The organism is Cupriavidus sp. CuC1 (assembly GCF_044627735.1).
GTDB classification, from domain to species: Bacteria; Pseudomonadota; Gammaproteobacteria; order Burkholderiales; family Burkholderiaceae; genus Cupriavidus; species Cupriavidus ulmosensis.
Map to the genome: position 1 here is coordinate 1 of NZ_JBIUHC010000049.1, position 17960 is coordinate 17960.

Genomic DNA, 17960 nt, shown 5'->3' on the forward strand with positions numbered 1-17960 from the left:
CTCGAACGCCATCTGTCCGACTCTCTCCGCGATCTGGAGTTGGACCGCCAACGTGTCCATTCCATTGTCGCGTGGCCGTGGATTATTAATTCACTATTGAATTAGAAACGGAATGAGACGCTGTTGCAGGGCTACATTGTTTCTGGTAATGATGCAACAAAATGCCAATAAATGTAATAATATGCCAATCAAGGCGCGCCCGGCATTGGCCGCCCCGGGCACGCCCGCGGTAGTTGCGTCCAACGGCGTGCGCGGCATTACGCCTTGGACTTGCGGCCATTCCGGCCGCTTGCCTATGGCGTTGTCCCCACATGCGCGGCGGCGCATAATGCCCCATTGACAACGATACGATGGCCGGGCGAAGTCTTGCGTGATGCAATGGAGGCACCGGTCACATAAGGGCGCACCATGGGCGTACTACTTCATTTGCTTTCCGGCGTGGCGCTGCTGGTGTGGGGCACCAACATCGTCAAGGTCGGCATCCTGCGCGTGTATGGCGCCAACCTGCGCCACGTGCTCTCCTCCAGCATCTCCAACCGCTTCACGGCCTTTGCCGCCGGCCTCGGCGTGACCGGCCTGGTCCAGAGCAGCAACGCGACCGCCGTCATCGTCAGTTCCTTCGTCGGCCAGGGCCTGATTGCCGTGGCCCCGGCGCTGGCCATCATGCTGGGCGCCAACGTCGGCACCGCCATCATGGTGCAGGTGTTCTCGCTGGACTTGTCGTGGCTGTCGCCGCTGCTGATCTTCGTCGGCGTGATCCTGCATCTGTCCTGGAAGGGCAACAAGCCTGGCCACGTGGGCCGCGTGCTGATCGGCCTGGGGCTGATCACGCTGGCGCTTGAGCTGATCTCCATTGCCACCCGCCCCGTGGTGGAAGCGGCCGGCGTCAAGGTGCTGTTCGGCACGCTCACCGGAGACCCCACGCTGGACATGCTGATCGGCGCCTTCCTGACCATCCTGTGCTATTCCAGCCTGGCGGTGGTGCTGTTCTGCGGCGCGCTGGCCTCGGCCGGCGTAGTGTCGCTGCATGTGGCGATGGCGCTGGTGCTGGGCGCTAACCTGGGCTCCGGCATCTCCGCGTTGCTGACCACCTCGGGCAACAACCAGCCCGGCAAGCGCGTCACGCTGGGCAACCTGCTCTCGCGCCTGCTCGGCTGCGTGATTGCGCTGCCCTTGCTGGGGCAGGCCGAACGCCTGCTGGCGCTGGTCGATGCCGATCCGCAGCGGCTGGTCGTGAATTTCCACCTGCTGTTCAACGTGGCGCTGGCGGTGCTGCTGCTGGGCGCCACGGGCCCGCTGGCGCGCCTGTGCGAGGCGGTGCTGCCCGGGCGCAATACCGGCGATAGCCAGGTCACCCCCCGCCACCTCGATCCCGCCGCGCTGCCCACGCCGACGCTGGCGCTGTCCAATGCCGCGCGCGAGGTGCTGCGCATCGGCGACCGCATCGAGCAGATGCTGGACAACATGCTGCGCGTGCTGCGCACCAACGATGCCAAGCTCGCCACCGCCACCTGCCGCATCGACGACGAGGTGGACGATCTCTACACCGCGATCAAGCTCTACCTGACCCGGATCAGCCTGGAGGCGCTGGATGAGCGCGACGGCCGGCGCTGGACCGAGATCATCTCGCTCACCATCAACCTCGAGCATGCCGGCGACATCATCGAGCGCATCCTGCAGGACGCGCGCGAAAAGAAGATTGCCCACAACCTGGCCTTCTCGGAGGCGGGCATGCAGGAGATCTCGCAGATGCATGCGCGCGTGGTGGCCAACCTGCGGCTCGGGCTGTCGGTGTTCCTCTCCGGCGACCTGAAAAGCGCGCAGCAACTGATGGCGGAGAAGGCGACCTTCCGCGAGATGGAGCGCCAGTACGCGCGCACCCACCTGCAACGCATCGCCGTGCAGACCGCCGAGAGCATCGAGACCAGTTCGCTGCACCTCGACGTGATCAGCGATCTCAAGCGCCTGAACTCGCTGTTCTGCGCCACCGCCTACCCGGTGCTGGAAGACGCCGGCGTGCTTAACCGCAGCCGCATGAAGGAAGACGACGGCGAGCCCCCCGTGCGGGCGGTGCCGTCGCCGCAAGCGCACTGAGGGCGGGGCTGCCGCTCCACGGAGCTGGCTACAGCTTGTAGCCGATCTCCCGCAGCAAGGTCCGCCGCGAGGCAATGTCCGCCTCGGTTTCCAGCCCGAGCGGCGACGCGCCATCCACCACGCCAAGCACCGCGCGCCCCTGCGCGGTCTGCGCCACCACCACCTCGGTCGGGTTTGCCGTGGCGCAATAGATCCTGCATACCTCCGGCACCGCGCGCACGGTCGCGAGCACATTGACCGGATAAAAGCCGTCGCCAAGGAACAGCAGGAAACTGTGGCCCGCGCCGATCGCCAGCGCGTTCTGGCACGCCAGGTCGATCATTGCCTCGTCGGTGCCGGACCAGCGCACCAGGCGCTTGCCCGAGGCCTCGCAGAATGCCAGTCCAAAGCGGATGCCCGGCACCGCGCCCGCCAGTGCCTCGTGGATGTCGTCCACGGTCTTGATGAAATGGGATTGCCCGAAGATGAAATTGGTCGCCTCAGGCTTGGCGATCTGCACTACGGTGAGCTCCATGGCCGTGCTCCTGCTCTGGCCGGTGCCAGCCCCGGAAAGGGCTTCGACAGGCGCGGCCTTTCGCAGTCTATGGTAGGCCGGGCAAGGTCGAATGCAAGGCGGCCGCGTGCGCCTACTTCGAGGAAGGCGGGCGGCGTCTGCGGCGTGCGCGCTGCAGCATCACGGCGATGGCCACGAGCACAGCCGCGCCGCCCAGCGTCAGCGCCAGATTGCCGGAGACCGCGCCGCTTGCCGTGCCTGGCACCTGGGCCTTGCTGGCAGCGCTGGCAGCGCTGGCGTCCTGGGCGGCTTGCGCGGGCGGGGCGGACGCCGCTGTCGCGGCAGGTTCATCGAGCGCTCGCGCCGCCGGCGCTGCCAGGTCGATGGGCGTGACCGTGGCCTGCGCCGCGGCGGGACCGGCAGCGGCGCTGCCGAGCAGCAGCGCGCATTGCCAGGCGCACAGGATGAGGCGGGATTGCGCGCGCACTGCGTTTCAGCGACGCTCTAGCAGCGGCGCCAGGTACTTGCCGGTGAAGCTCGCGCGGCTCGCCGCCACCGTTTCCGGCGTGCCCTTGGCGATCACCTGGCCGCCGCCCGCGCCGCCTTCCGGGCCCATGTCGAGCAGCCAGTCCGCGGTCTTGATCACGTCCAGGTTGTGCTCGATGATGACCACGGTGTTGCCCTGGTCGCGCAGCTTGTGGATGACCTTGAGCAGCAGCTCGATATCGTGGAAGTGCAGGCCCGTGGTGGGCTCGTCCAGGATGTAGAGCGTGCGGCCGGTGTCGCGCTTGGACAGCTCCAGCGACAGCTTGACGCGCTGCGCCTCGCCGCCCGAGAGCGTGGTGGCGGACTGGCCCAGCCGGATGTAGCCCAGGCCCACGTCGAGCAGCGTCTTGAGCTTGCGCCGCACGACAGGCACCGCCAGGAAGAACTCGTGCGCGTGCTCCACCGTCATGTCGAGCACTTCGTGGATGTTCTTGCCCTTGTAGAGCACTTCCAGCGTTTCGCGGTTGTAGCGCTTGCCGTGGCAGACATCGCAAGGCACGTACACATCAGGCAGGAAGTGCATCTCGACCTTGATCACGCCATCGCCCTGGCAGGCCTCGCAGCGCCCGCCCTTGACGTTGAACGAGAAGCGGCCGGGATCGTAGCCACGCTCCTTGGCCGAGGGCACGCCCGCGAACAGCTCGCGGATTGGCGTGAACAGGCCGGTGTACGTAGCGGGGTTCGAGCGCGGCGTACGGCCGATCGGGCTCTGGTCGACGTTGATGACTTTGTCGAAATGCTCCAGCCCGTCGATGCGGTCGTGCGCCGCGGGCTCCGCCGTGGAGCCATACAGGTGGCGCGCCACCGCGTGGTAGAGCGTGTCGTTGATCAGCGTCGACTTGCCCGAGCCGGACACGCCGGTCACGCAGGTGAGCAGGCCCACCGGGATCTCGGCGCTGACGTTGCGCAGGTTGTTGCCGGTGGCATTGATGATGCGCAGCAGCTTTTCCTCGTCGGGCGCGGCGCGCTCCTTGGGCACCTCGATGCGGCGCGCGCCGGACATGTACTGCCCGGTGAGCGAGTTGGGCGACTGCTCGATCTGCAGCGGCGTGCCTTCGGCCACGATCATGCCGCCGTGCACGCCGGCGCCGGGGCCGATGTCGACCACGTAGTCGCAGGCGCGGATCATGTCTTCGTCGTGCTCCACCACCAGCACGGAGTTGCCGATGTCGCGCAGGTGCTTGAGCGTGCCGATCAGGCGGTCGTTGTCGCGCTGGTGCAGGCCGATGGAAGGTTCGTCGAGCACATACATCACGCCCGTCAGGCCGGAGCCGATCTGCGACGCCAGCCGGATGCGCTGCGCCTCGCCGCCCGACAGCGTGTCGGCGCTGCGTTCCAGCGACAGGTAATCCAGCCCCACGTTGTTGAGGAAGTTCAGGCGCGCGCTGATTTCCTTGACGATCTTGTCGGCAATCTCGCGCTTGGCGCCGTGCATGTCCAGCGTGAGGAAATACGTCAGCGCGTCGCGCAGCGGCCAGCCGTTGATCTCGTAGATGGCGCGCGCCTGGTCGTTCTCGCCCAGCTTGACGTGGCGCGCCTCGGTGCGCAGGCGGGTGCCGTGGCAGGCGGGGCAGGGCTGGTTGTTCTGGTACTTGGCCAGTTCCTCGCGCACCGCGATCGAATCGGTCTCGCGATAGCGCCGCTCCAGGTTGGGGATGATGCCCTCGAAGGCATGCTCGCGCACCGTGGTGCGGCCGCGCTCGTTCATATAGGTGAACGGGATCTCCACCTCGCCGGAGCCGTGCAGCACGACTTCCTGCACCTCGGCCGGCAGGTCCTCGAAAGCCGTCTCGAGCTCGAAGTCGTAGTAGGCTGCCAGGCTCTGCAGCATCTGGAAGTAGAACTGGTTGCGGCGGTCCCAGCCCTTGATGGCGCCCGAGGCCAGCGACAGGTTGGGGAAGGCCACCACCCGCTTGGGATCGAAGAAGGTGATCTGGCCCAGGCCGTCGCAGGTCGGGCAGGCGCCCATCGGGTTGTTGAACGAGAACAGGCGCGGCTCGAGTTCCTGCAGCGAGTACGAGCAGATCGGGCAGGCGAACTTGGAGCTGAATACATGCTCCTGGCTGGTGTCGATCTCCAGCGCGATGGCGCGGCCATCGGCCAGGCGCAGCGCGGTCTCGAACGATTCCGCCAGCCGCTGCTTGATATCGGGGCGCACCTTGACGCGATCCACCACCACCTCGATGGAGTGTTTCTCGGTCTTCTTCAGCTTGGGCAGCGCGTCCACCTCGTAGACCACCGCCGGCGCCTCATGTGTGGTGCCGCCCCCCGAACGCACGCGAAAGCGCACGAAGCCCTGCGCCTGCATGGTGTCGAACAGGTCGGAATGCTCGCCCTTGCGGTTGGCCACCACCGGCGCCAGGATCATCAGCTTGGTGTCTTCGGGCAGCGCCAGCGCGGCGTCGACCATCTGCGAGACGCTTTGCGCCTGCAAGGGCAGGTTGTGGTCGGGGCAGTAAGGCGTGCCGGCGCGGGCGTACAGCAGCCGCAGGTAGTCGTGGATCTCGGTGACCGTACCCACGGTCGAGCGCGGGTTGTGGCTGGTTGCCTTCTGTTCGATGGCGATCGCCGGCGAAAGCCCCTCGATCAGGTCGACGTCGGGCTTCTCCATCAGTTGCAGGAACTGGCGCGCGTAGGCCGACAGCGACTCCACGTAGCGGCGCTGGCCCTCCGCGTACAGGGTGTCGAAGGCGAGCGAGGACTTGCCCGATCCGGACAGCCCGGTAATCACGATCAGCTTGTTGCGCGGCAGATCGAGATTGATGTTCTTCAGGTTGTGGGTACGGGCACCACGGATTCTAATTTCTTCCATATACCGATTGTCTTCGCCAGGCGGGGCCGCCGGTCGGGTCGACAGGCCGGGTCTCACGGAATTTCAAGAAAAAAGCATGCCAGCAGGGCTGCAGCCGGCTTCAGGCCAGCCTCGGGCCGGGCTTCGCCAGCCCGCGCCGGGGCTCGCGGCGTCCGGTCCGGACCTGAAAGCGCAGCGGAGCAAACCTGTTAATATACCGAACTTCGGTTTCCGGGGGTTGCTTGGGCCGTTAGACTGCGCCCTGCAGCAACGGTGGCAGAAGCGCCGCAACTTCCGCTCCGGCCATGGATCGAAGTTGTCGCCGCCCCGTCAGCATTGGGGTGATGCGGTGCGTGCGCGGTGCACGAGCCGGCAATCCGTCATAGAAATTCCCCACGATCGCAATGTCGTCGATCCATAGCTCCTCCCAAGATGCGGCCAAGGCCGACGATTCCAAGGTTCGGCCGGCTGCCGGGCGCGACCGCATGACCAGCATGGAAGTGCGCGCCAGCATTTCGCTCGCCAGCATCTTCGCGCTGCGCATGCTGGGCCTGTTCCTGATCCTGCCCGTGTTCGCCGAATACGCGCACGGCCTGCCCGACGGGCACGATGCCCAGCGCGTGGGCCTCGCCATGGGCATCTACGGCCTGATGCAAGCCTTCCTGCACATTCCGCTCGGCTGGCTGTCCGACCGCGTCGGCCGCAAGCCGGTGATGGTGGCCGGCCTGCTGCTGTTCATCGCCGGCGGGCTGGTGGCGGCCAATTCCGACACGCTGTCCGGCATCATCATCGGCCGCTCGCTGCAAGGCATGGGCGCGATTTCCGCGGCCATCACCGCCTGCATCGCCGACCTGACCCGCGAGCAGCATCGCACCAAGGCCATGGCCATGGTGGGCGGCAGCATCGGCCTGACCTTCGCGCTGTCGCTGGTGATCGCCTCGCCGCTGCTGCACAGCATCGGCATGCCGGGGATCTTCACGCTGATGTCGGTGCTGGGCGTGATCGCCATCCTGGTGACCCTGTTCCTGGTGCCCACGCCGCCGCCGCCGCATCCCGTGCGGCTGCCGTTTCGCAGCGTGCTGCTCAACCCCGACCTGATCCGCCTGAACGTGGGCGTGCTGGCCTTGCATGCGTCGCAGGTGGCCATGTTCATGGTGGTGCCGGCCATGCTCAGCGACGCCGGCATGCCGCTGGACCAGCACTGGAAGGTCTACCTGCCGGTGGTGCTGGTGTCCTTCGTCCTGATGCTCGGCCCGATGATGGCCGCCGAGCGCTATGGCAAGGTGCGCCCCGTGCTGCTCTGCGCTGTCGGCCTGATGACCGCGGTGCAGCTGCTGTTTGCCGCCGTGCACGGCCTGTGGGGCATCGTGGGCGTGCTGCTGCTGTTCTTCGTCGCCTTCAACGTGCTGGAGGCCATGCAGCCCTCGCTGGTATCGCGCTACGCCGCCGCGGCGCGCGGAGCGGCGCTTGGCGTCTACAACACCACGCAGGCGATGGGCCTGTTCCTGGGCGGCGCGGTGGGTGGCTGGCTGCTCAAGCATGAGGGCCGCAGCGCGGTCTTCATCGGCTGTGCCGTCGTGCTCCTGCTCTGGCTTATAATCGCCTGGAACATGAAGTCGCCTCCGGCCCGGAAAAGCAGTGTCCCGGCCGTCGCTGTCTGAAGTTGGCAGCCCGCGGTGGTTGGCCCGCAAGGGTTGCCCGCATCACTTCGTATAGCTTTTTGCCGTAAATTGGCACTAGCATGACCGCGCGCCCGACTTCTTGGCCGGGGGCGCGTTATTCGTTTACGCATCAGTCAAGGCATCGCCACGCCGCTTGCAGCAGAGGGCGTGGCCCTGGGAGAACATTCACATGGCATCGATCAACAAAGTCATCCTCGTCGGCAACCTGGGCGCGGACCCGGAAACCCGCTACCTGCCCAGCGGCGACGCCGTGAGCAACATCCGCCTGGCGACCACCGATCGCTACAAGGACAAGACCAGCGGCGAGATGAAGGAAGCCACCGAGTGGCACCGCATCGCCTTCTTCGGCAAGCTGGCCGAGATCGCGGGCCAGTACCTGCGCAAGGGCTCGCAGGTCTATATCGAAGGCCGCATCCGTACCCGCAAGTGGACCGACCAGTCCGGCGTGGAAAAGTACAGCACTGAAATCGTGGCTGAGCAAATGCAGATGCTGGGCTCGCGCCAGGGCATGGGCGGCGGCGGCGGTGGTGGCGACGACATGGGCGGCGGCGGCGGTGGCTACGGTGGTGGCCGTGAAGCTTCGGGCGGTGGCGGCGGTGGCTATGGCGGCGGTGCACGCAGCGGTGGCGGCCAGGCTGCCGGTGGCCAGCAAGGCGCTGGCGGCGCGCGTCGCCAGCAGCAGGCTCCGTCGAACGGCTTTGAAGATATGGACGACGATATTCCGTTCTGAGAATTACCTGAGACTTTTCTGTAAAGTTTTGCCTTGGAACCCCCGCCCTGCGGGGGTTTCGTCTTTTTTGAAACGTAAAAAAGTACTTGCTGGTTCGCGCATAGTCTCATACCAAGAAAAAAAGAAGAAAATGGAGGTGACTATGGCGTTGGCGGTACGTCGAATCAAGTCCCCCGACGGAGAACGGCACGCTGTACTCGTGGATGAGTCGGGCATGCCGTTGTTCTATCCGACGCTGTGGGTCACGGTGCATCTACGTGGGAACGCACTGGCGGTAAACACCATCCACAACGCTCTCAATGCGATCAAGTGCATCGAGGCCTGGCAGGCCCACGACGCCATTGATGACAGCCCGGAAGTTCCTCAATCGCGACTGACCCAGGTCCACCGCCAAGCCGCCTCAACTGGCATCCCTAGCATCGCTGCGGATATTCGCGACACAAGATTCCTCGACTGGATAGCTATTCCGGCAAGCGGCCTGGCGTGAGTTTCATCGACTGTGCTGCTGACGACGTGATACCGGTACTCCGTCGCCTGGCCGAGGATTGGAAGGGGGGACGATTGGCAAGCATTGGCGGCAGTCAAGGGTGGGCGGAGCGGTATCCAGTGCATCAACGCCACGTTCCATGCGGACGCAGTCGGAGAAATCGATGCAGGCTTCGCCTTTGTCGCGGGCCAAACAGTGGCTCGTGAGGCAAGGAGGTCGCTTAAGGTGTTGATGGCGACCCGGGGTTTCCGGATAGGTCCAGTTCCAGGACACCCCTAGAAGACTCCTGCCGCCTTTAATCTGGCAATGGCTTCATCCCCATCGGCAAGAGAGTCGCGCCACTTTGACATGCGTGGCACCCCCCATTTGTTGGTGCATTGGCTCGATCCGGGAGTGTTGTATCACGGATGAATCAAATTTAGCCGCCTCTCGCGGCCGGCGTGCGGGGCGCGAACCGTTCTACAGCGAGAAGTCCAGGACTCGGGGCAGCACAAGCCCACTACCGTTGCCTTTTCGCTCCAAACGTTTCGACGATGCAACGCTTTCAATTAGCGTGCTCGGCCCGGCTTTCATTCCCACCCCGTGCACCTGCGCCAAATCAAGGCCACGGCATGGCTGGCACGATTTTGGCTGCGGTGAGCCAGTTCGTGCGTTCAGGCGGATACCGACCGCCGATAGTACCTGGGGCGCTCCCTTTCCGTCGCCGACGGGTGGGAACGGAACAGCTATGAACTGACGTGCGTGCACAACGCGCCGTGCGACATGTTTAAAGCCCTGAGTCATATACACGCAGGGTAATGCGGCTGAACCTTCGTGCCCAGATATTCGGAGGTTAGTGAGGTTTATGCCCCGTGCCCGGAGCAGCCTCAACACCGGCCATGGATATGGAATTTCCCTGAATGCCGAATGGAGTTGGAAATGAAACGCAATACAAGCAGTACGAAATCAAACTACCTGTTAATAATGGCAGGTATAGCGGTTGGCATGTTGACCGCGCCGGCTGCCTTCGCCCAGAACCAGAATAACCAGGATAGTCAGAACCCTTTTGTCACCTCTCCCCAATCAGCCGCCTATGGAAACACCTATGGCGGGTGGGCTACCTTATGGTGGCAACACATGACTTCACTGACTGGTGACCCGACAGCAAACTGTGGCGCTAACCAATCTGGTCCAGTCTGGTTCTTGGCGGAGTCTCCGTTTGGTGGCACGCAAAATCTACATTGCACAGTGCCGGCAGGAAAGGCAATCTTCCTGCCGATTATTAATGTCGAGTGTTCGACGCAGGAGCAGCCGCTCTTCCCGTCGACTGGGGTTCCGAACGGCAACTTCGGCTGCACTGATGAGGAGAATTGCCGCAGGTGTGCCACGACGTACGGTGATCACATACGCACCGGCCCCGGCTATTTGAACGCGTCGGTCGATGGTGTTCCTGTGACCAACTTAACTGCCTATCGGACGGCCACACCATCCTATACGTTTACGGCCGCCAACAATAACCTTTTCATAAACCCGACTCAGGGTAATGGAGGTCGAGGCACATCAGTAAGCGATGGCTACTGGCTATTGGTGCGACCACTTGTGCCAGGCACGCATACCATTCAGGTTCATGGTGCCTTCGATTCAACGGTAGGGAACTTTACGGAGAACGTTTTATACACGATCACCGTAACTCCCTGATCGCGTGGCTGCAATCCGCCGTGGCGGTGCCTACTACTGTGAGGGGCATTCCAGGAAACGACGGGGTCGCCATCAACACTTTAAGCGACCCCCTTGGCTCGCGGGGCATGGGGGCGCTTTAGCCCCATGCAAGCCACGGACTATCGTCACTAAAGGAGACACACGTCGCGGCTTATATCGTTGACCCGCCAGGAGCGGTGCCCGCGCCCTGCAAGCGGCTTCGACGGTCGCTCCACCCCGGACGCATCTAGGCCCACCGGAGGTTCAAACTGTAAAGTCTTCGATGCCTCTTCGGGCAAAACTTTACGAAATACTTGACACTTTTCCTTGGTGCTGCAGCACTATGCGTGCAATCGGCCTGTGTACGTATGCGGTATTCGCTCACTCACGCACAGGGCATTTCGGAGTTTTTGGTATTAACAACCGTTCTGACGATTGCTTTTCTGCTTCTGTCAAGAACAAGCCCGCAGCCCTGTCGCTGTGGGCTTCTTTGTTTACCTCTCTCTGACGGAGTTACTGGACTGAGTCTTGCAGCCCACCTCTCGGGATGCGTGAACAAGTCGGTCCCTATCTTGTCTTCCCCCAACCACGCACCGCTGGCGCTCGCAGCCCCACGCGCACTGAGTGTGCCGCAGGGGCGTAAGCGCAAAAACAATACATAAATATTGTTTTTCATCGAAATTCCGGCTATGTTCGAGGGTTCGTTAGGCGGGGTAGCCCTCCGCTGTGGAGATAGACAATGGAGAACACGGTACGGTCGGAGCGATCCCGCCAGATCATCCTCGACGCGGCAATCGCCATCCTCGCGCGCGAGGGCCCTGGCCGGCTCACGATCGATGCCATCGCGCAAGAGGGCGGGATCAGCAAGGGCCGGGTGATGCACCAGTTCCGTACAAAGGCAGCCGTGGTGGAGGCGCTGCTGGAGCATCAGATCGAATACTTCGACAAGTTCGCGAAGGACTACTTTGCCGCTGCCGGCGCCGGGAATCCCGAGGCGCAGCTGTCGGAGCAGATCCTGGCGTTTCGCGAATCCATCTCCCATCCACAGTCGCTCGTCTTTGCCATCCTCGGCTCCATTGCGGAGAACCCCGAACTGTTGTCGGTGGTCAGGGAGAAGACGGCCGAGAAGGTGGTGCGCATCAAGGAAGAGGCTGAGGATCCCGATCTGGCGCTCCTGCGCTGGCAGGCTGCCCAGGGGATGGTGCTCGCAAAGATGCTGGGGCTCTGCCCGCTTGCGCCGCAGGAGCGCGACCGCTTGTTCGACCGGCTGCTCGACAGCCAGGCCTGGACAACGCAGCCCAAGCCCAAGAAAAGAAAGTAGTCCGCGCTAGAGCTAGACGGTGCCTGGCAAGGCGTCGGCGATATCTGCCCAGGCGGCAGCCAGGCTGCCGCCCACGGACGTGCAAAGCGTCTGATCTGAAGCAGGAGCCCCGGGACTTGCCGCAATAGGGCAAGCATCGGGCGGCACCGCGCTGGCTCCGTCTGCCCGTCTCTCCCTCCCGCCCCCCTCCCGCCCCCCTCCCGACCTCCAGCGATTGTTAGTCTTCAGCCGCTTTCCTGCTCAAAAACAAACCGACTGTATTGTTTGCAAATTGATTGCGAGACGCTATACTTGCGTCCCAAGGCAGCGCTCGTTACGTCAGAGCCCTGCTCTTCCATGGATAACGCGAAACATTGGCGCCTTTTGGTGCTGTGGATTCGTGCGCCTGTTTGCAGCGGCGCTGCTTCACAGTCCAGGGAATAGAACCAGAGTCGACCAGTGCTTGGATTCGCAAGCATGGCTCACCCACCAAATGGCCTCCGACCTCCGTTCAATAGCGAACGCTGTCCGCTGGGCAAATCAACGAAGGGATTTCAAATGCTCGCCTCCAATACAACGAACCGACTTCTGGTGATGGCAGTACTTGCCGTGGTCATGACAGGTTGCGCGAGCACAAAGCCCGTGGCCTATTCCGGCATCTCATCGTCAACCGTGCTGACAACCAACGCCAAAGAGGAAGCCGAGCGTATTCCGTATAGCTATGCGACGACGGTGGACTGGCGCAAATACACTTCGATCATCGTTGACCCGGTTGAAATCTACAAAGGCAGGGACCATCAGTTCGAAGATATGTCCGCTGAAGACAAATCCGCGCTTGCGAGCTACATGCAGTCGCAATTTTCCGAAAAACTTAAAACCCGCTTTGCTGTAGTGAACAGCCCGGCCCGGGACACGTTGCGCCTGAAGCTGACCCTGACCGGTGCGACTACCACTACACCTGTTCTCGGGCCATTGTTGCGCTTCGACATTGCCGGTGGGCTCTATAACGGGGTGCAGGCGATCCGGGGGCGAGAGGGCGCGATGACGGGCTATGTCATTTACGCCGTCGAGATTTTCGATGCGCAGAGCAACCGGCTTCTCAAGGCATACATCACCAAGCAATACCCCAATGCCATGAACGTTGTCGCCAATTTCGGCGCATTGACTGCGTCCAGGACTGGCATCGATAAAGGTGCGGATGCACTCGTAGAACAACTCCGGTGACCACGTCGCTGCCACGTGTCCCGCTTGCTGGCTGGTCTTAAGTTGAGCAGCAAGCGGCATCCAGCCGGAGTTGAGTCATGGACCTCAGAAGCTGTGCCGCCATTGTCGCGGCATGGGTGGCGCTCTGCATTGGCTGCGGCTGGATCGCCGGTCAGATGGCGCAGTGGCTTGCGATGCCGTAGTCAGCGTAGTTGACGGCAACACGTAGTGTTCGCCGTTGCGACGCTCGAACCTGCTTTGCGCCCGTGAGGTACCGTAATGCCCCCCTTCGTGAAGCGAGATGCTTCGGCTCACCCAGTGAGCATCCCGCACTTGATCGCCTGCAAATATTGCGACGCTGTCCATCAGCAAGCTGATCTCGCCGAGGGCGAGCGCGCGCTGTGCCTGCGCTGCGGCGGTCTGTTGTATCGCGAGAGTCAGCGCGCCTATCAGCGCCAGCTGCCGCTGGTGGTGACCGCGCTGATCCTGTTCATTCTCTCAAGCGCCTGTCCCATCGTCGAGATGGATCTCAAGGGCGTGCGCATCGAGACCTCGCTGTGGGGCGCGATACAGGCCCTCGCTACCGGCCAGATGGCACCGGTGGCCATCCTGGTGTTCGCTACCACCATCCTGTTTCCTTTTGCCGAAATGCTGATGATGCTCTGCCTGCTGGTGCCGATGGCCCTGCGCCGCATGCCCCCGGGATTCGGTCGTCTTGTCCGCGGTGTCCAGCAGGCCAGGCCGTGGGGCATGCTCGAAGTGTTCATGATCGGCGTGCTGGTCACGCTGGTGAAGCTCTCGACCGTTGCCCAGGTGCTGCCGGGCGTCGCGCTGTGGTCGTTCGCCGCACTGATGATCGTGCTCGCCGCGATGCTTTGCTTCGACCCGCGCGACCTCTGGCGGTACCTGGATGAGGATGCGCCACGATGAGAATCCCAACCGCCACAGCACACACGGCTGCCTCACTGGGTCTTCTGTCTTGCCACGCCTGCGCCGCGCTCAGCCCGCGCGATCTGGCGGGCGAACCCTGCCCGCGCTGCGGCGCCACCCTGCATCATCGCAAACTGCGGAGCCTGACCCGCACATGGGCCTTCCTGCTGGCGGCCTACATGCTCTATATCCCTGCCAACCTGCTGCCAGTGATGGTGACGCAATCCATCCTCGGCACGCAGCGCGACACCATCTTCTCCGGCGTCATCTACCTGTGGATGTCGGGCGCCAATCTGCTCGCCATCATCGTACTGATTGCGAGCATCGTCGTGCCGCTCTTGAAGATGGCGATCCTTACCCTATTGCTGCTCACCGTGCAATTGCGCTCAAGCTGGCGCATCCGCCAGCAGACCCGCCTCTATGGCCTGCTTGAACTGATTGGTCGCTGGTCGATGCTCGATATCTTCGTGGTCGCGCTGCTGGCTTCGGTGGTACGGGCGGGTTCGCTAGCGACCATTGTTCCAGGAGGCGGGGCGATCGCCTTCGGCTCCGTGGTGGTGCTCACCATGATGGCTTCGCTGAGTTTTGACCCACGCCTGCTGTGGGTTTCGCTGGATGCAAGACATGTCCGACCTTGAGGCATCCGTGCCCCTTCCGCCTTCTCCCACGTGGCCACCGTCGCCGCCGATGCCCGGGCCGGAGCGCCGGCAGCGCGGGCGCTGGGTACCCTCGCTCGTCTGGCTGATTCCGCTTGTCGCCGCCGTGATCTCGCTGTCATTGCTGCTCCACACATTGGCCGAGCGCGGCCCTTCGATCACCGTGAGTTTCCGCTCCGCCGAAGGACTCATCCCCGGCAAGACCCCGGTGCGCTACAAGGCCGTGGATATCGGCCTTGTCAAGTCACTGCGCCTGGCGCCGGACCGCTCGCATGTCGTCGCCACTATCGAGCTGACTAGCGATGCCGAGAGCTTCTCGACCAGCGATACGCGCTTCTGGGTGGTGCGCCCGAGGATTGCCGTGTCCGGCATCTCGGGCCTGGAGACGCTGGTGTCCGGCTCCTATATCGGCGTGGACGCCGGCAGGTCGGAGGTACGCAGACGCGCTTTCACGGGACTGGAAGCACCGCCTGTTGTCACCACCGATGCCTCCGGCAAGCAATTCGTGCTGCGCGCCGCCGACCTTGGCTCACTCGATATCGGCTCTCCGGTCTACTACCGGCGCGTGCAGGTCGGACAGGTGGTGGCCTACCAGCTCAATCCCGACGGCCGAGATCTATCCGTGCGGGTATTCATCAACAAGCCTTACGACCAGATGGTCACCGTGGATGCGCGCTTCTGGCACGCCAGCGGCGTCGATATCAAGCTCGACTCGGGGGGGTTCAAGCTCAACACGCAGTCGCTTGCCACGATGTTGCTTGGTGGCGTTGCCTTCCAGGCCCCGGACGATGCCAAGGCCACCGCCGTGGCAGGAGAAAACACCCAGTTCATGCTCGCCAGCGACCAGGCCAACGCCTTCAAGGCATCCGACGAACTTGCGCCTACGCTGGCCGTGCTCTACTTCGACCAGTCCGTGCGCGGCTTGTCGCCCGGCGCTCCGGTTGACTTTCGCGGCATAGCCGTGGGCCAGGTGAGATCCATCGGCATCGAATACCAGCGCGACAAAAAAGCGTTCCGCATGCCCGTCGTAGTGGAGTTATATCCGTCCCGCATTGGCTTATCCGCGCGTGATCTCGCGGATAAGCCCCACGCCAGGGGCATCGCCGATGTCCTGAACAAGCGCGGCCTTCGGGCGCAGCTGCGCACCGGCAACCTGCTGACCGGCCAGGTCTTTGTGGCGTTTGATTTCTTCCCTGGCGCGCCACCGGCAAAGCTAAGCCTGGACAACGCGGTGCCCGAACTCCCCACCATACCGGGGACGTTGGACGAGCTGCAGACCAAGTTGGGCAACATCGTTTCCAAGCTGGATAAGGTGCCGTTTGATCAGATTGGCCAAGACCTCCGGGCCACGATGGCGTCGCTGGACAAGATGCTGAGCAATGCCGACAAGCTGGTGACTCAGTTCAACGGCGATGTGATCCCGCAAGTCACCACCGCGCTGCGCGATGCACACAGGACACTGGAGATGGCCAACGGCGCGCTCGACGCAAACGCGCCGATGCAACAAGACGCGCGCCGCATGATGCAGGAGTTGACGCGCACCGCCATCTCGCTGCGCACCTTGACGGACTATCTGGAAGGGCATCCGGAAGCCGTGGTGCGCGGCAAAACGGATCAGGAGACACCATGATGAAAGGCATCAATCAGCCACGACTGGCTGCGGGGCTGGTGATCGTGTCTGCCGCCGCTGTGCTGGCCGGCTGCGCTTCGTCCGAGGCGCGGTATTACACCTTGTCACCGGCGGCGGAGGCTCGTCCTGCGGCCATGCCGGTGACTGGCCAGGCACCGGAGCCTGTATGGATCGAAGTGGCACCCGTTCGCGTGCCGGAACGCGTCAACCGGGTCAATCTTGTCCTGAGCAACAGCAGTGGCAGGCTCAAGCTGTTGCAGCAAGATCGCTGGTCGGCATCGCTCCCGGACGAATTTCGCGACGCGCTGTCTCAACGCTTGCAAGTGAGCCTGGGCGCCGTCGATACGTACCAGCATGGCAGGCCCGGCGCGGAGCCACTTTATCGCGTCAGCGCCGAAGTGGTACAGATCGATGCCGCCATCGACGAACGTGTCAGCGCCATCGTCCACTGGACCGTGCACCGGTTGCCCGACGGCAAAGTGACGGTGGGGTACACGCGGGCGGCGCTGGCAGCGGCGGGAGGCGTGGATGGCGTTGTAGCCGCCTATCAGCAGGTAGTGATCAACAACGCCGCCGACATCGCGGCGGCGGTGCGCCCGCTACGATCGTGAGTGCCTGGGCGGGTCTGGCGTGGTCCGCAACGGCACGGCATTCATTCCATGCTGGCGCCGGAGTCCTTGGCCACCTTGGTCCACTTGGCAGTTTCCGAACGGATGAACCCGGACAACTGCGTCGGCGTCATATCGCCCGCCGCCACGCCTTGCTCCTCGAAGCGCTTCTGCACCTCGGGCAGCTTCAACACCTTGGCCAGCTCCGCGCTGACACGCTGCTCGACCGCGGGCGGCGTGCCCCGCGGCGCCATCAGCGCGTACCACGTCGTCACCTCGAATCCCTTGACGCCGCTTTCGTCGAGCGTTGGCACGCCTGGATAGGCGGTGGACCGCTTCGCCGTGGTGACGGCGAGCGCCTTCACCTTGCCGCTGCGCACGTGGGGCGCGGCGGAGGGGCTGGTTTCGATGGCCATCTGGATTTGCCCGGCGATCAGGTCCGTCATCATCGGGGCGCCGCCCTTGTAGGGCACGTGGGCGATGTCGGTGCCCGTCATCGAGCGGAACAGTTCGCCGGAGAGGTGCTCGGTGCTGCCGGTGCCGGCGGAGCCGTAGTTGACCTTGCCCGGATGTGCCTTGATGTAGGCGATCAGTTCCGGCACGGACTTGGCCGGGATCATTTGGTTGACCAGCAGCACGTTGGGTGTCAGCGCGACCATGCCGACCGGGTCGAGGTCCTTGGTGAAATCGTAGGGGAGCGTCTTGTAGATGCCGGGCGCCATGGTATGCGCCACGGTGGCAAGCAGGAAGGTGTAGCCATCGGCCTGCGCCCTTGCCACATTGGCGGCGCCGAGCGTGCCGCCGGCGCCGGGCCGGTTGTCGATCACCACCGGCTGGCGCAACGCTTCACCGAGCTTCTGGCCGATGGTGCGGCCGATGATGTCGGTGGTGCCGCCAGCGGCAAACGGGACGACCAGCGAGATCGGCCTGGCTGGCCAATTGTCCGCCGCGAATGCGACGACACCCACCGACATGAGGGCGGTGCCGAGGATGCCGGCGATCACGGCGCGGCGTGCGGTGGACTTCATCTTGTCTCCTGCGGGAACGTTCTGGTAGTCGGCGGGGCGTTTTTTTGCTGGCAAGACTGTACTTAGCGCCACAGGCGGGCGCCAGTCACGTTCCGGCAAGGGGTC

Annotated in this window: 15 protein-coding genes; 11 read left to right on the forward strand and 4 right to left on the reverse strand. The window is 63.6% G+C overall.

Annotated features, from left to right (window positions below; all coding sequences use genetic code 11):
* The first annotated feature begins 408 nt into the window (after positions 1–408).
* On the forward strand, positions 409–2094 hold the full coding sequence (locus ACGLHR_RS21280) for a Na/Pi cotransporter family protein (RefSeq protein WP_400096236.1): 1686 nt from the start codon (positions 409–411) through the stop codon (positions 2092–2094).
* A 28-nt stretch (positions 2095–2122) separates the two neighbouring features.
* On the opposite strand, the gene ACGLHR_RS21285 is transcribed toward ACGLHR_RS21280, so the two are convergent.
* The 3 genes from ACGLHR_RS21285 to uvrA all read right to left on the reverse strand — a co-directional run bounded on the left by ACGLHR_RS21285 (position 2123) and on the right by uvrA (position 5945).
* Entirely contained in the window at positions 2123–2608 is a 486-nt protein-coding gene (locus tag ACGLHR_RS21285; RefSeq protein WP_267606580.1) for an adenosine-specific kinase, read from the reverse strand.
* Positions 2609–2720: 112 nt separating this feature from the next.
* Positions 2721–3074 carry a hypothetical protein gene (locus tag ACGLHR_RS21290; protein WP_267606659.1) on the reverse strand — a complete coding sequence of 118 codons (354 nt, stop codon included), beginning with the start codon at positions 3072–3074 and terminating at the stop codon, positions 2721–2723.
* A gap of 6 nt (positions 3075–3080) precedes the next feature.
* Positions 3081–5945: an excinuclease ABC subunit UvrA gene (uvrA, locus tag ACGLHR_RS21295; RefSeq protein WP_400096237.1), complete on the reverse strand. Its 2865-nt coding sequence runs from the start codon at positions 5943–5945 to the stop codon at positions 3081–3083.
* A 383-nt stretch (positions 5946–6328) separates the two neighbouring features.
* Here uvrA and ACGLHR_RS21300 point away from each other — a divergent pair, with 383 nt between their 5' ends.
* From ACGLHR_RS21300 to ACGLHR_RS21345, 10 genes are all read left to right on the forward strand, one after another.
* Complete coding sequence (locus ACGLHR_RS21300) at positions 6329–7585, forward strand: MFS transporter (protein WP_400096238.1); 1257 nt, start codon at positions 6329–6331, stop codon at positions 7583–7585.
* Between the two features lie 190 nt (positions 7586–7775).
* Complete coding sequence (locus tag ACGLHR_RS21305) at positions 7776–8336, forward strand: single-stranded DNA-binding protein (protein WP_318231578.1); 561 nt, start codon at positions 7776–7778, stop codon at positions 8334–8336.
* Positions 8337–8550: 214 nt separating this feature from the next.
* Positions 8551–8823, forward strand: a complete 273-nt coding sequence (locus ACGLHR_RS21310) for a hypothetical protein (RefSeq protein WP_400096239.1) — start codon at positions 8551–8553, stop codon at positions 8821–8823.
* Positions 8824–9741: 918 nt separating this feature from the next.
* Positions 9742–10500: a hypothetical protein gene (locus ACGLHR_RS21315; protein WP_400096240.1), complete on the forward strand. Its 759-nt coding sequence runs from the start codon at positions 9742–9744 to the stop codon at positions 10498–10500.
* Positions 10501–11239: 739 nt separating this feature from the next.
* A complete protein-coding gene (locus tag ACGLHR_RS21320) occupies positions 11240–11821 on the forward strand; it encodes a TetR/AcrR family transcriptional regulator (RefSeq protein WP_400096241.1) in 582 nt (193 codons plus the stop codon).
* A 537-nt stretch (positions 11822–12358) separates the two neighbouring features.
* Positions 12359–13024 (forward strand): DUF3313 domain-containing protein, encoded by a 666-nt coding sequence (locus ACGLHR_RS21325; protein WP_400096242.1) that lies wholly within the window; start codon positions 12359–12361, stop codon positions 13022–13024.
* A gap of 258 nt (positions 13025–13282) precedes the next feature.
* Entirely contained in the window at positions 13283–13933 is a 651-nt protein-coding gene (locus tag ACGLHR_RS21330; protein WP_400096243.1) for a paraquat-inducible protein A, read from the forward strand.
* Positions 13930–14571 carry a paraquat-inducible protein A gene (locus ACGLHR_RS21335; RefSeq protein ID WP_400096244.1) on the forward strand — a complete coding sequence of 214 codons (642 nt, stop codon included), beginning with the start codon at positions 13930–13932 and terminating at the stop codon, positions 14569–14571. The genes ACGLHR_RS21330 and ACGLHR_RS21335 overlap by 4 nt, the downstream gene beginning before the upstream one ends.
* Positions 14549–16219 carry an intermembrane transport protein PqiB gene (locus tag ACGLHR_RS21340; protein ID WP_400096245.1) on the forward strand — a complete coding sequence of 557 codons (1671 nt, stop codon included), beginning with the start codon at positions 14549–14551 and terminating at the stop codon, positions 16217–16219. The genes ACGLHR_RS21335 and ACGLHR_RS21340 overlap by 23 nt, the downstream gene beginning before the upstream one ends.
* Positions 16216–16830, forward strand: coding sequence for a membrane integrity-associated transporter subunit PqiC (locus tag ACGLHR_RS21345; RefSeq protein WP_400096246.1), 615 nt, complete (start codon positions 16216–16218; stop codon positions 16828–16830). The genes ACGLHR_RS21340 and ACGLHR_RS21345 overlap by 4 nt, the downstream gene beginning before the upstream one ends.
* Positions 16831–16871: 41 nt before the next feature.
* Here the strand turns inward: ACGLHR_RS21345 and ACGLHR_RS21350 are convergent, their stop codons facing one another.
* The gene (locus ACGLHR_RS21350; RefSeq protein ID WP_400096247.1) at positions 16872–17855 is read right to left on the reverse strand and encodes a Bug family tripartite tricarboxylate transporter substrate binding protein; all 984 of its coding nucleotides are present in this window, start codon (positions 17853–17855) and stop codon (positions 16872–16874) included.
* Positions 17856–17960 lie beyond the last annotated feature (105 nt).